The sequence below is a fragment of the Luteibacter sp. PvP120 genome, assembly GCF_054055715.1.
The window spans coordinates 295048-307339 of the sequence record NZ_JBSRXP010000006.1 but is presented as its reverse complement, the minus strand read 5'-3'; the positions used below and the strand labels follow the sequence as shown (position 1 = coordinate 307339).

Sequence of the window (12292 nt, the reverse complement as noted above, 5' to 3'; positions counted from 1 at the left end):
TCAATACAACAAATGCTTAGGATAAAGCTCAAAGAGGCGATGTCCTCGTATAGCGCCCGTCATGGCCGTCGCATCACATACGACTGGCTTGCCGCGCGTACTGGTTTGTCTCGCCAGACGATTGCTTCGTTGGCAAGCCGCCCTTCGTACGACACCCGGCTCAGCACAATCGAAAAAATATGTAGAGCGCTCGAGTGCCAGCCTGGTGAACTCTTGGAGCTAAGTATTAACCCGCCCCGTTTGGAATCTTAAGTCGTGGATATCGATAAGCATCAGGCATCGGTGGTCTTCGATGCTGCCGCAGCGATGAGCGCGGCGAGCAGCGATCCCAAATGGGAGGGACTGATCGAGCAATTGTCTGAAGAATGTAAGAGAGCGCCGAAGACGCATCTCGCATTCATTGGGACTGCGCTCTTAGCGAAAGCAGTCGATTTGCATGTAGATGCGCGACTGATTAAAGCGCGAATAGGTGGCGATAGGGCTTATTCGGCGCGAAGCTTAGCAAAGGAGGTGCTGGTCCCTCGCGCGATGGCGGCGGGCGTAGACCTTGGTGTTACCGGCCGCGAGCCGCTGAACAATCAGCCATATTTTCGCTTAGACGTTGTGGATGATGCGGCCCCGGTCCACGGAAATGCTAAGGAGGCATTTCGTCTTGTCTTAGAGATGTTGCGCGAAATGGAGCGGTTTAGCCTAAAAGAAGATGCGATGCGAGCGCTTGCCGCATTCATAAAGGTTAGACGGAGGTTTGTACCTGTCTACCCCGAATTGCCCGCCGAGTCGATGACGATAAAGCCGGAGGCGCTGCTACAAGTAGTGGTGACGTTTGTAGATGAAGATTCTGAAGGTGGCCGGCGGGCTCAGGCAGTCGTCGCTGGTTTACTCGACGTAGTATTCGGTCCGGCCCGCGTCTTGAGCGGGCGCATAAATGACCCTTCTCGAAAATTTCCTGGTGATGTGATCGTAAGGAGTGTGAGCGGAAAAACCATCGAAAAGAGTATCGAGGTGCGGGATAAACCCGTCACTTCAGCCGACATTGCAAACTTTGTTCGAAGAGTCGCTGAAAAGGGGGTCGTGGATGCAGCAGTCGTCGCCGTCGCAACGCGACAGCGCAGCGTTGACTTGACGAGCTTGGGATTTACAGATGGGTCGCTCTTTGGCGCCCACGTGTTCTGGTCCTGGGCCAGTCTCTTGACGCAAGTGCTTTTTTGGGCTCCAGCAACGCAACTCGCAGCCACTACTCAAGCTGCCGCGTACGTGGTTGCAAGGCTGCAGGAAATCGAAGCCCGGGTCGACTCCGTGCAACGGTGGATTGATCTCGTTGATGAAAAAACGCGATAGGACGACTTAGTGCGCGTGACATTATGCGCCATGGAGCTTCACCGGCTCGCACGAAGTGTTTTCGAGGGGACAGTATGAGACCGAGCAGAAGCCGTGCTTACGACACATGTCCTTGATCGGCATGATGACCTCGACCTCACGAAGAAAGACAATTATCTGCTTTCGGAAAATGCTTCTTTACGTCCAATCTCCTTCTCGTTGGGGATTGGACTCGAAACCGGGTCGCTATCCAAATTTAGGAAGGCTATATTTGTGGTTTAAAGTGATCAGTACAGCTAGGGGCCATGACCCACGTGGCTCATGACCGGGCCTTGCGCCTGCGCTTGGCTCTGACTGACCTGCTGGCTCTGCGCTTGTTGCTGTTGCGTCTGCTCAAATTGCTGCATGGCTTGCGGCCACTGAGCGCCGCTTTGGGCCATGGGGGTCATGGCTTCGGCGGTCGGCACACTGCTTTGCTTGTCAAATAGATGGTCCGCGCGCCCCGGCGGGGTCTGCACCGACCACAGCCGCTGGCCGTCGGTGGAGAGTGCAACTTGGTCAATGCGATGCAGCCCATCGGCGCGCGCTTGCACCACCGCGGCTGAAGCCAACTGGTCGGTGTGCACATCGGGGGTGCGACCGAGGCTTTGGTCCAAGGCCACAACATGGCCGCGGGCTTGTTGGTAAAGCGCGTGATCGGGATGACCGGGGTCGTCTAACCGGTTGGGTGCTACCGGCACATACTGGTATTGGTTAGGACCATCAGCGGTGTGGTCGAATCGATGCGGCGTAGCCGGCTGCGTGCTGCTGTCCAAATACGGCACTGCTAGCTTGCTCGGCGAGAAGTCCAGCCCGCCTTTCTCCATCATCTCCTCATACAACCCAGCATGTTTCATGTTGATTTGGATTTGCGGGGCAGGACCCTTGCCATGGGCGGCGGTACGCTCTTCCGACCCGATAACAGCCACGGCCCAGCCGGCGTAGTAGTTCGGATAGTCGGACTGTTTGCCCACACCAAGGCCGATGTCTTGCCGGCTGTCCCCCGGCAGGTGATGGGCGACGGTCGTCCGGTCAAAGTAGTTGTGGCCCATCGCGGCGACATTGTCCGGCGTTGGGCTCAGGCTTAAGTCCGACTTGAGATGGAGGTTGGAGCGCGGACCGAGCTTGCCATTCGCGACCTCGAGAAAATCGTCCACGCGCTGAGGCTCGGCCTGCCGAAGGTTGGTCAGGGTCACCGAGCCTTGGTCGTGCTGGACGCGGTCTCGCAGTGCGTTCCATCCGGCAATTTCTGCCTTGGCCTCGTCCTCACGCCCCGATTGGATGTGGCGCTCGACCAGAGCGGTGTAGTCGTGTACCGGTCCCGGCGTCGCAGCAAGTGCGCGCACATCGCGGATAAACGCTTTTCGCGCCTGCTCGGCGTCCTGCGCGTTGAAGCCGTGCTGCACTTCGTGGCCGATGACGAACGTGAGGTTGCTCGCGCGATAGCCTCCCGAGGTGCTGCCCGGCGGAGGCGTGGTCATCAGCGAGTCGCTGACTAGGTTCATCGTGTGGTGTCTCGGACTGAAGCTGCCACCGACCCCCGCACCAGGTGCCGTGAAGTCGAAGGACTCCAGGATGCGCTGCCTCGGTTGATTCGGCTCAGCCGGAGCAAGGGTCGTGGAGGCGCGCTTCAGTTGGTCGGCCAACATGGGCGACCCGTTCATCGTGTCCTGGAGATTGGTCACCATGTCCGGCGTGGTCGGATGCTTCGCACCGGCCGCATCGGAGAACGATTTGCCGGCGAAGTCCACCACCATCGACTGCACGCGCAGCACGCCGTGCAAATCTGCCGATGCCCCAGGAGTCGCCGGCGTGAACGCCGAGGCGGGCAGCATCATGGTCCGATTCGCCGGGTCGTAGTAGCCCACCGGTTGATTCGGAGATCCCGGCGCTGCCGCCGCAAATCCGTGCAGTGCACCGGAGGCAGCGGATGTCTCCAATGACTGGGTGAGTGCGGGGTCCGATGCTAGCGTCGCACGCAGCTGGCTGACCTCAGCGGGGGTCACGCCAGGCTGTTGCGCAAAGCGGACGATGGCCGATTCCAGGGACGGATGCGGGGTCGACATGGAAACCTCCTGGTTGCTCAGCGACCATCGATGGTTTGGATGGCGTTGAAGCACTCATCGCCATTGGGAGCCACCAGCAGATTCGACCGAAGGACCGTTAGCACGACGTCGTTCTTGACGAACTCCACCGAATCCACGCCACCGATTTCCGAGCGGTCAAACTTTTCTGCATAGCCGTGGGCTACCAACTGTTTGCGCAGGGCATCCAGACTCAAGGCGCAAATCGGGGTCGGGTCGGCGTCGCGCTGGGGGTTGTAGAACCAAAAGTTGAATCCGGCTTTGAAGGCCTTCGAAGGCAGGATGACTTTCACCCCGTAATTCCACCCTGCGCCTAGGTCGGCACTGCGGTAGACGAAGGCGTCGTCTTCAGCGGTCAGTGCGCCGCCAAACTGTTTGCCCACCCGCTCAAGCGTGATGTCGGAACTCGACGACAAATGCGTTAGGAAGTCGACCAGCTGCTGCGTCGCATGGACGGCAGCCGCCGAGCGCGGCGGGGCAACGGAAGTCATGGAGGCTCCTTGGGAAGCTTTGCTGGAGGTCGATGCGGCGGCGGCTGGGCGAGCGGTTGCATGCGGGCCGCTGTGTACGGCTGATTCGTCAAGCGGGGCGGCAGGATGTCCCAATGCAGCGGCACTGGACCAAATCAGAGCAAATAGCGCGGCACGGCGGGCATGACGCAAGAGGTTCATGGGCTCGGCATCCTCGACTGCTTGAGCTCGGGCACGGGGGCGATCTTGTCTTGGCGCATCATAGCGGGCCGGCCGCATCACTGCATGGCGACGGGAACACGGTTTCGGCAAAGCGGGAGGGTATGCTTTCACTCGGTGTGGTCGTTATTAAGCAGCAGTCGAAGATCGTCGATCGACACCCATCTCCCCGACCTTGAAATCAATCGGTGGATAGTTCGGTGGCAATTTGCGCACAAAAGAGAAACATCACTTATCTTTGTGATGGTAGATCCAAGTGTAGACAGCGGCACAAGATGATGGGCTTCGAATATCGCATCTTTAAGCCGTCCATCTGTGCTGCCCTGAATCAGGCACGCATCGCAATGGAGTGGCCCTTTCTTCGTCCGTTCGCTAATCAATTTAGAACGGACTTTTTTGCTTCGCTCAATTCGCTTATGAGTTCGCGTGACGATGGATCCCTCCATGAACTCTGCATCGTCTTCATCTATGTCATGGTCGATAGGCGCTGAGGGCGCGAAAGCCTTGATGAGCTGAACTATGTCCTTGACGCGCGAACTACGGTTCTCGAAATCTTTCCAAACGCTGATATCTATAGCGGAAACATTCGAAAAACCTTTTCCGGTCGCGATGCTCTGGAGGTTCGAAAGCTTGAATGCGACCCCCGCGGGATTACGAAAGCTAGGGGATGTAGCTCGGCCTTCGTTGCCAGGCAGCCCCCGCAACGTATTCGACAGTTCAATAACCCGATGATCGCTATCGGACAGCGCTACCAATCCTGCATCGTAGAATAGGTCTAGAGCGAGAATAGTTTCATCACGTGTCCACGGCGGGTTTCGCCGTCCGTCCGTCTTTGCCATTGAATTCCCCTTCTGATGAGAAGTATCTCAACATTTGAAGGAAGGGCAAGGGGCTCGACTCGCGTGATGTCGGCAGATTTTAATTTTTGATTTAAATCATGGATATAGTGTTTTTTTTCTGATTAGGCTATGCCTCGCGCATCCCGGAAAGGAATGCCGGCGCCCGCGGCCACAAACGAGGTCTGGTCCATCGATTTCTTTGACCGCACCGCCGTGGCACGCGTTCTGAAGCGCATGACGGTCGTCGATGACGCCACGCACAAGGCAGTCGCCATCGAGATCTAGCGATCTCACGTATCGGCGTAACGCGCGTCATGGACCGCCTGGCCGCCACTCGTGGCCTGCCAAAGATCATCCGCAGCGATTCGTTTAAGCAAGTGTGTTCAGTGAGAGCTGTCGAGATGCTCAATAGTTAAATTCGGTCGCCCTTTGTGCGCCGATTCCACCGGCAAAGGTGTGGCGATAGACGTTTCGCATCCCGCTCCTGATGTCGTTGCCATCGCTGAGGTGCGGCGATACATTGCGGCATTACCAGATGACGATGTGGTCGCGCTCTAGGGAATAGACCTAGTTGCAATCCCAGTCCGATCAGCGAGGTAGTAAGATTTTGCCGAACTTAGATCGCGCCTACGTGAGACCGTCCCTGCGGACGCACAAAGCTATGCCATGTCTACTTGCAGCTTGCCTCGTGTTCGCACTCGACAGCGCCGAGGCTACGAGTAGTAATCCTTCGGCAGCGGTTCTTCGATCGTCATACACATTCTGCGTCAAAGAAGCAGGCGGAGACATGGCCCCTATGCAGGCGTGTATGGACGAAGAGTTTGCATATCAGGACAAGCGCCTTAACGCAGTCTATAAGCGTCTCATGGGCTCTATCGACGAGGGCGGCCAATCGAAGCTTCGAAGCGAAGAGCGCGAGTGGTTGAAAGCAAAGCGTAAAGCTTGTGGCCCAGGAAAGGATCCTGGTCAGTTCCAGATGATCGACTCCTACTCTTGCGAGATTGGCTATACGGCTGATCGGGCAGAGGAGCTTGAAGGTCGAGAAAAGCTCAAAAAATAAGTGATGCGGTACTCAAGGAGAGAGCACATGAGCGACGACATTAAGTGGGTCTTGGTCCAGACGTCCGCTCATCACGAGAGCGCTGTACATTCGACCATGCCAACACCGGTACGATTCTGGAGTTCAAGCCCTGAGGACTCTCGATGAAGCATTCCCAAGCGCTACTGCCGTTGGTTTTGTTGCTCGCCAGCCAGGCGGTCTCCGCGCAAAACACTTCGGAGCAGCCGGTAAACCTTAATCAGGACCTGGTTCTCACAAAGAAGCAACTGCAGAAGCTTGCGGTTGAGGCGATGCGTGGTTCGTCAGAGGCGGCGTCTAAAATCTCTGTCTTTTACGGTTTCGTGCTCCTCAACCCGATGGAGGAACGGCGTTGGGCACTTATTGCTGCAGAGAATGGTGACCCCGTGGCGCAGTACAATGTCTACGAGGATTTCGTGAACAACGACACGGCGCTTGATCGCGAGCGTGCACTGTTCTGGTTGAGGAATTCAGCCAACGCCGGCTACAAGGATGCGCAGGAAAAACTAAAGCGCGTCGAGCAAGAGGGGAGGCATGCGTTGGACCCGCATGCTTTGAAATCAGGTGCGAGCGGTAAGTGAGCAAATGGTTTTGCATGACCAGAATGGCTATCGCGCGCCGGTCCTTACAACTTTGGCTTTACTCAATTCGCGACTAAGGCCTGGGTGTATCTCTAAGTGAATCGTGTCCGGATGGCTTGCACCCGCGTTCTCCGCATAGGTCCTGCCACCAAACTCCGCGATCATCGCTTGCACGCGCAGCACTGCGCCTACGTGATGGTGCGACCCCGAGAACGCGGAGCTGGGCAAGGTCATCGTGCCGGCCGTGCGGTCGTAGCTGCCTACCGGGCGATCGGGTGCGCCGGCCGCCGCGAGTGCAAAGCCGTGCAGCGCGCCGCTCGCCGCTTGCGTATCCAGGCGCTGGCTCACATTGGGGTCGGCGGACAAGGCAGCGCGAAGGGCCGAAACGTCGGCCGGGCTGTTGTGCAAACTGCTAGATGGCCGCATCGAGGGCTAGGTGGGGCGTTGCCATGGGCAATCCATAGTCGGTCAGTGGCCGTCGGTGGTCTGAATGGCGAGCACGCAGGCGGTGCCATTAACGTCCGTGCCGTCCCGCGGGGTCAGGGTCAGCACCACATCGCCTTTGCTGAACTCCACAGCCAGGATGCTGCCGATTTCTGAGGGCACTGGTCGCTCGACCCAACCGTGCGCGGTCAGTGTGCTGCGCAGCCGGTCCAGAGGTAATGCGCACACCGGAGTGGCATCGGCCGTCCGGTCGGGATGGTCGAACCAGAAGCGGAAACCGTTTTTCATCGAGGGCCGGGCATTGGACTGTTGCACCCAATACATCCATCCCTGGCCCAGGTCCGGACTGTGATAGACCGTCCAGCCCGCGCCATTTTCGGAGTCGGGGCCGAGCGTGACGCCGAAGGCCTGGCCCAACGGTGCTGGCTTGAGCCTTTCGGTGCTGTCCAACGTCGACAGGAAGCCCAACAGGTGAGCAACCGCCGCGCGCGCCCCGGGCAGCGCGTGGGCTTCGAGGGAAGACGGCGTGGAATGATCCTGGGTGGTGGGAGGGGGCGCGGCATTGGTCTGCGCCGAGAGGCAGGCAGGCGTGGCGCAGGCGACCAAGAGGGCGGCGCAAAGGCTGGCCATCGCGGCGGCAGGGCGCATCATCGGGTCGGCATCCGTGGCTCCTTGGGATTTTGCCATACCATTTCGGTAGCAGGGGTTATCTTAGCCATGCGGGAGTGCCCCCGCGTGGGGACGAATGCAAGGTTTTGGTGGACGAGTGGCTGCCTTCAGCGGGTCGCTGCCGAGTCACGAAGAAAGCCACGTGACCCGACTACGGTCTGCATGGACACATTCAAGCCGCCGAAGATATCGAGGCTCATATGGATCAGAAAAGTGAATACACGCTATCGCTTCGAATTGATGGTGAATCGATTGATTTCGGAGAGATAGACGAAGCGTTGGGTATAGCGGGCTCTCGGATACTCGTCGATAGGCCGTCAACGCGTTTCCGGGCTAGGCAGAACTACCGGCGATGGGAGGCAGAGGCTTCCCGCTTGGGTGTCAGGTTTTTCGACAACATCAATGACGCCTTCTCCGCACTGGATTGCGCCCGCCTGGCTTCGGGGCTCGCGGATTTGGCTCTGTATGAGGGCGGTGAGGTTTACTGGTGGTGCGGATGCTTTCATGGCGTCACGCCAGCACATACATTGATGCCAAGAGAACTGTTGAGAATTCTCGGAAGAGCCAGGGCTCCAGTTATTCTGGACACCTATTTTTCCCCGGAATCTACCTACGTCGCCGCGGTATCAGGCGTCGAAGACATCGGCGAGCAATTGATCGATGACTTTGGGCACCGATACCGGTTCACACTGACAGATAGTGAACTACCGCCGCCCATTGGTAGTTGGGGAAGCTATTTCGACGATTTTACTGAAGGACTTGAGTCGGTGCTCGGCGGTCTTGCTGACGTGGAGTGCGACGAGGCGCTTCTGCGCGGCGCGGTCAGGCGAATCGTGTGCGAGCATACGCAACATGCGTTTGATGGCGGACCGCAGCTAAGTGCGGAGCAGTCGCTCGAAATTGCTTCTCGGGGCCTGGATCTTGAGATCGTATGGATAAATGACTGAGATGAACGCCATGGCTTGCCCGGCTCATCCAGGGCAGACGTATTGTTTGGCCGGGAGTAGCAGTCAATCGCAGTATTGATCGCACGGCATGTGTAGGAGAGCGGCGGTTCAGTAGCCGGCTTGTGCGGCTGATTACGCGGAGGATTGATTAATGCAAAGACGTCTCATGTTCGTGACCAAGGTCTGCTCCGTTCTCGCGGTGGCATGCTTGGTCGCCTGGATATCTTATTGGGCCGGCTTCGCTCAGGCCTTGCAGATAGGCCAGTACAACAATCAAATTCACGACGATGCACAGGCGAACGAATACGACTATCTCGCGAAGAAACTCGCTGCTGGAAAGCTCGACGATGTCGCATCTCACCTGAAAACGGTAAGTGGCATTCTCAAGCAGCAGGTCTCTGTAGAGGGGAGCGAGCGTCTTTCGCTTATGGATCTCATCGTTCCTGGGTCTGGCATGTCCTTAGTGCGTGATTACAATGAACGTCGGGCCGGTGACGCCTTAGATGCCCAGCGGCATAAGATCGTTCGGTAATGGAGTTTTTCGGAAGCACGCCGCCAGGCAGCATGTCTGAGACAGCAACCTTCAGATACGGAAAACTCTTGTGGCTGGCCTCTGTGCTTTCGGTGTCTCTACTCGCCATGGCTGCCTATGCTTTCTTCAAGGCCGCCATGGTATTCACTTCCGGCGGTCTGATCTATTTCTTGGTGGGTATTCCTTTTGTCATTGCATCTGTGACGTTTCCGATGTTCGCTTACCAAGATGTCGTGGTTTCTTCTAAAGGTATTGGTCGATCGTTCTTCGGCGTCCCGAACGGATTCGTCTCATGGGGCCAGATCACAAGCGTGCGCTGCGGGGTCCTCTCCGCAGGTGATCGATCCGTCAGTAGCTACCATCTCCGTGTGGGTAATCGAGCGATATTCGGCGGTGTGCGAGTCATGACGATGATCGATGATGTCGACGTGTTGGTTGCGAGAATTGACGCAGAGGTATCGAGGCGGACGATTTCGATCACAGCCTGGGATGTCGATACGCTGGTCACGTTGGATCGACTGCCTCCCCCGAAAAAGGGGGCGGCAGCTTGGAACTGAGCACCATGCGACTGGGTTGCTGGAATCCCATGATTTGCATGCGACCACCATACGCAGCGTATTCTGCTTGGTGTATCAACGGCACCGACGTTCATGCCTTCAAATCCAACCCAATAGCCTTCCCGTCTAGGCCCATCATGATATCCAGCACGCGCTGGTGCCTATCCGCCTCTTCGATCCGTCCCGCCGGTTTCGTAAATCCAATCACTTCTTTAAGCCAGTCATAGGAGATCTTGGCTGGCATGGCTCTCGTCTCCTCGCATGAGCTTACGCCGATCGGTCCAGGAAACGTTAGGCTTAAATCCGTGGCTTCGTCAGCGGATATTTTTCCGGACTTGATGAGCACGCTGAGCGTGTCATAGAACTCACCAACGGTCATCGTCTGGAAATCGATTTTTTTTATCGAGTCAGTGCGGTTCAGATTCTTAGGCGCGGGCGTTGGCGCCGAGCTCTGTGTAGAGCGAAGTTCTGTTTTCATGAGAGGTGTGTGTGTTCCAGAGGGATAAGAAATATGCACGACGGTTCCTTGGCTCTAGTGTTTGGTCTAGCTCGCCCTGCAAACAAAGTGCCTTTTTGTGCGGGCGTGGCAAGAGCGCGTAGAAGGACTACACGTTTTTAAGCGGTAAGGAACCTCGACAAAGCTCGCCAGCGGCATATAGGCACTACTGCGTCATCTACGTTTGTCAGGCAGCACATCGCCTGCATCAGGAGAACGTATGAAACGCATGTATCTGTTCGCAGCGTCGCTGGCCTTCGGCGCGCCGATTGTCGTCGCATCGGCACAGTCCTTCGGCACCGGCACCGCGCCGCCTGTATCCGAGGTCATCGTGACAGCTGTGCAGTCCTCGATTGGCGGGGCCGAAACGACCAGCGGCGCAACCTCGACCCGTATGCATCACGGGGGCTCGTTCGTTCGAATCACGACGCTCGAAAAAGGCATGGGCCAAGCCATCGCAACGATGAACGGCGCGCAGCTAAAGGAGTTGCGGGTAACCAATGTTTGCATCCAAGCCACCGGCTACTGGGCAGCTTGCAGGAATGGTCAGACGGTGCAGGGGCGGCTGCGTGTATGGGATGCGACTGGCAAGGGGAACGGAAGCTTTGTAATCCGCGTAACTTCAGTCAACTGGCCGCGCAATACGGTCACCAAGACGCACAGTATCCAGTAACCCTGGCTCTAATCGGCGAAAACTCTAGCTGACCGTGTGAATCGCGGCGGATGCGCCGAAGGCCTCTGCCGCGATCCTCGACATCGTTGATAGCCGGTGCCAACGATGCTTAGCGCTCCACCTTCAGCCGCCCGCCCCAAGCACCTGCCGACAGAACCCCACAGCCCCAGCCTGCACGTCCTCAAGATACGGCCGAAACCCCGCGTCGTACGCCGCGAATGCCTCCGCATACTCACCACCATGCTGCTCAAAAGCATCAGCCAAAGCCGCCGCACCATCCAACGCCAGCGACCCACCTTTCCCTGCCGCAGGCGAAGCGCAATACCCCGCATCCCCAACAAGCGCCACCCGTCCTTTCGTCCAGGCGGGCATCAAGATCTGCGTAATAGGCCCGAAGTAAAAATTCTCCGCGCGCTCCACTTCTTCAAGCATCGCAGTAATAGGCCCGCCCATCGTGGCAAACCGATCCACCACGATGCGCCGCTGACTATCCTTGTCACGCCAGTCCACATCCAGCTCGTCTTTCGACGCGAACAGCTGAATGATGTCGGTCTTCCCGTTGTACGTATTCACGGAAACGAACCGCCCATCCTCCCCGAACATATTCGACGTGCCTTCCGGCAGCAAAAGCCTGTCGACAATCGTGACCGCCCCATACGCCCCAAGAAAGTGCGCATAGTCCTTCTCCGGACCGAACCAAAGACCACGCACGTTGGAATGGATGCCATCACAGCCAAACACGAGATCGAATCGACGGTCGGAACCCTTATCGAACGACACCGACACGCCCGTATCATCCTCACGCATCGACCGAATGCCATCGTTGAACACAAACTCGACGTGACCCTCAACCGTGTCGTATATCAGCCGAAGCAACACATCCCGCTCGATCTCGTGATCAACATCATCCGGCATACCTTCGCCGTCCTTCTCGTCCCGAAACCTCGCCTCCACATGTTCCGGTCCGGAAAACTCCGTCAGCGTCTTGATAATGCGATGTGACTCGATCTGCTCGAACAGCCCCATACGACGCACCACGTCGACGGTAGCGTCCTTAATATTGACCGGCGTCCCTCCACGCTTGAGAGCCGGCGCCGCTTCCACAACCGTCACGTCATAACCGAGGCGCCGCATCCAGTAGGCCGTCGCCAGCCCGGCGAAGCTCGCCCCCGAGATCAAAACGCTTTTACCCTGTGCCATGTCATCACTCGTGGTCGGCTAGTGGCTGGTATGTGATCCCCTTAGGCAGCCCGGCGCAAGCCCCAGGCGTCATCGCTCCCCTTGACCCAGTTCTCACTCCCCACCACCCCAACCCTGCAACACTCCCCAGACTCGCAACCGCCGTCC

15 protein-coding genes are annotated in these 12292 nt (G+C 57.6%); 9 read left to right on the top strand and 6 right to left on the bottom strand.

The genetic code is table 11. The features are described from left to right. Positions 1–12 precede the first annotated feature (12 nt). The gene (locus ACVKN3_RS14335; protein WP_354514883.1) at positions 13–252 is read left to right on the top strand and encodes a helix-turn-helix domain-containing protein; all 240 of its coding nucleotides are present in this window, start codon (positions 13–15) and stop codon (positions 250–252) included. 3 nt (positions 253–255) lie between these two features. Beyond that, positions 256–1338, top strand: coding sequence for a restriction endonuclease, SacI family (locus ACVKN3_RS14330; protein WP_354514881.1), 1083 nt, complete (start codon positions 256–258; stop codon positions 1336–1338). A 275-nt stretch (positions 1339–1613) separates the two neighbouring features. On the opposite strand, the gene ACVKN3_RS14325 is transcribed toward ACVKN3_RS14330, so the two are convergent. The 3 genes from ACVKN3_RS14325 to ACVKN3_RS14315 form a co-directional block, all read right to left on the bottom strand. Then, on the bottom strand, positions 1614–3422 hold the full coding sequence (locus tag ACVKN3_RS14325; protein ID WP_354514879.1) for an XVIPCD domain-containing protein: 1809 nt from the start codon (positions 3420–3422) through the stop codon (positions 1614–1616). A 17-nt stretch (positions 3423–3439) separates the two neighbouring features. Continuing rightward, positions 3440–3931, bottom strand: a complete 492-nt coding sequence (locus ACVKN3_RS14320; RefSeq protein ID WP_354514877.1) for a hypothetical protein — start codon at positions 3929–3931, stop codon at positions 3440–3442. Positions 3932–4239: 308 nt separating this feature from the next. Further along, positions 4240–4968: an HNH endonuclease gene (locus tag ACVKN3_RS14315; protein WP_354514876.1), complete on the bottom strand. Its 729-nt coding sequence runs from the start codon at positions 4966–4968 to the stop codon at positions 4240–4242. Positions 4969–5121: 153 nt separating this feature from the next. On the opposite strand from ACVKN3_RS14315, the gene ACVKN3_RS14310 reads away from it, so the two are divergent. From ACVKN3_RS14310 to ACVKN3_RS14300, 3 genes are all read left to right on the top strand, one after another. After that, positions 5122–5253 carry a hypothetical protein gene (locus ACVKN3_RS14310; protein WP_456991966.1) on the top strand — a complete coding sequence of 44 codons (132 nt, stop codon included), beginning with the start codon at positions 5122–5124 and terminating at the stop codon, positions 5251–5253. A 376-nt stretch (positions 5254–5629) separates the two neighbouring features. Next, positions 5630–6028: a lysozyme inhibitor LprI family protein gene (locus ACVKN3_RS14305; RefSeq protein WP_354514874.1), complete on the top strand. Its 399-nt coding sequence runs from the start codon at positions 5630–5632 to the stop codon at positions 6026–6028. A gap of 143 nt (positions 6029–6171) precedes the next feature. Next, complete coding sequence (locus ACVKN3_RS14300) at positions 6172–6627, top strand: SEL1-like repeat protein (RefSeq protein ID WP_354514872.1); 456 nt, start codon at positions 6172–6174, stop codon at positions 6625–6627. Between the two features lie 468 nt (positions 6628–7095). On the opposite strand, the gene ACVKN3_RS14295 is transcribed toward ACVKN3_RS14300, so the two are convergent. After that, on the bottom strand, positions 7096–7758 hold the full coding sequence (locus tag ACVKN3_RS14295) for a hypothetical protein (RefSeq protein WP_354514870.1): 663 nt from the start codon (positions 7756–7758) through the stop codon (positions 7096–7098). A gap of 182 nt (positions 7759–7940) precedes the next feature. Between ACVKN3_RS14295 and ACVKN3_RS14290 the strand changes: the two genes are divergently transcribed. From ACVKN3_RS14290 to ACVKN3_RS14280, 3 genes are all read left to right on the top strand, one after another. After that, complete coding sequence (locus tag ACVKN3_RS14290) at positions 7941–8687, top strand: hypothetical protein (RefSeq protein WP_354514868.1); 747 nt, start codon at positions 7941–7943, stop codon at positions 8685–8687. A gap of 151 nt (positions 8688–8838) precedes the next feature. After that, positions 8839–9219 (top strand): hypothetical protein, encoded by a 381-nt coding sequence (locus tag ACVKN3_RS14285; RefSeq protein WP_456991963.1) that lies wholly within the window; start codon positions 8839–8841, stop codon positions 9217–9219. Between the two features lie 32 nt (positions 9220–9251). Next, entirely contained in the window at positions 9252–9776 is a 525-nt protein-coding gene (locus tag ACVKN3_RS14280) for a hypothetical protein (protein WP_354514864.1), read from the top strand. Positions 9777–9867: 91 nt separating this feature from the next. Here ACVKN3_RS14280 and ACVKN3_RS14275 read toward each other — a convergent pair whose 3' ends face one another. Continuing rightward, the gene (locus tag ACVKN3_RS14275; protein ID WP_354514862.1) at positions 9868–10293 is read right to left on the bottom strand and encodes a hypothetical protein; all 426 of its coding nucleotides are present in this window, start codon (positions 10291–10293) and stop codon (positions 9868–9870) included. 199 nt (positions 10294–10492) lie between these two features. Between ACVKN3_RS14275 and ACVKN3_RS14270 the strand changes: the two genes are divergently transcribed. Next, complete coding sequence (locus ACVKN3_RS14270) at positions 10493–10945, top strand: DUF4879 domain-containing protein (RefSeq protein ID WP_354514860.1); 453 nt, start codon at positions 10493–10495, stop codon at positions 10943–10945. Between the two features lie 123 nt (positions 10946–11068). Here the strand turns inward: ACVKN3_RS14270 and ACVKN3_RS14265 are convergent, their stop codons facing one another. Further along, complete coding sequence (locus tag ACVKN3_RS14265) at positions 11069–12145, bottom strand: FAD-dependent monooxygenase (protein ID WP_354514858.1); 1077 nt, start codon at positions 12143–12145, stop codon at positions 11069–11071. Positions 12146–12292: the final 147 nt, after the last annotated feature.

Bases quoted from the DNA above. Each gene is read 5' to 3' on its own strand.
- ACVKN3_RS14335 (WP_354514883.1), top strand. From the start codon at position 13: ATGCTTAGGATAAAGCTCAAAGAGGCGATGTCCTCGTATAGCGCCCGT.
- ACVKN3_RS14325 (WP_354514879.1), bottom strand. From the start codon at position 3,422: ATGTCGACCCCGCATCCGTCCCTGGAATCGGCCATCGTCCGCTTTGCG.
- ACVKN3_RS14320 (WP_354514877.1), bottom strand. From the start codon at position 3,931: ATGACTTCCGTTGCCCCGCCGCGCTCGGCGGCTGCCGTCCATGCGACG.
- ACVKN3_RS14315 (WP_354514876.1), bottom strand. From the start codon at position 4,968: ATGGCAAAGACGGACGGACGGCGAAACCCGCCGTGGACACGTGATGAA.
- ACVKN3_RS14310 (WP_456991966.1), top strand. From the start codon at position 5,122: ATGCCGGCGCCCGCGGCCACAAACGAGGTCTGGTCCATCGATTTCTTT.
- ACVKN3_RS14305 (WP_354514874.1), top strand. From the start codon at position 5,630: ATGCCATGTCTACTTGCAGCTTGCCTCGTGTTCGCACTCGACAGCGCC.
- ACVKN3_RS14300 (WP_354514872.1), top strand. From the start codon at position 6,172: ATGAAGCATTCCCAAGCGCTACTGCCGTTGGTTTTGTTGCTCGCCAGC.
- ACVKN3_RS14295 (WP_354514870.1), bottom strand. From the start codon at position 7,758: ATGGCAAAATCCCAAGGAGCCACGGATGCCGACCCGATGATGCGCCCT.
- ACVKN3_RS14290 (WP_354514868.1), top strand. From the start codon at position 7,941: ATGGATCAGAAAAGTGAATACACGCTATCGCTTCGAATTGATGGTGAA.
- ACVKN3_RS14285 (WP_456991963.1), top strand. From the start codon at position 8,839: ATGCAAAGACGTCTCATGTTCGTGACCAAGGTCTGCTCCGTTCTCGCG.
- ACVKN3_RS14280 (WP_354514864.1), top strand. From the start codon at position 9,252: ATGTCTGAGACAGCAACCTTCAGATACGGAAAACTCTTGTGGCTGGCC.
- ACVKN3_RS14270 (WP_354514860.1), top strand. From the start codon at position 10,493: ATGAAACGCATGTATCTGTTCGCAGCGTCGCTGGCCTTCGGCGCGCCG.
- ACVKN3_RS14265 (WP_354514858.1), bottom strand. From the start codon at position 12,145: ATGGCACAGGGTAAAAGCGTTTTGATCTCGGGGGCGAGCTTCGCCGGG.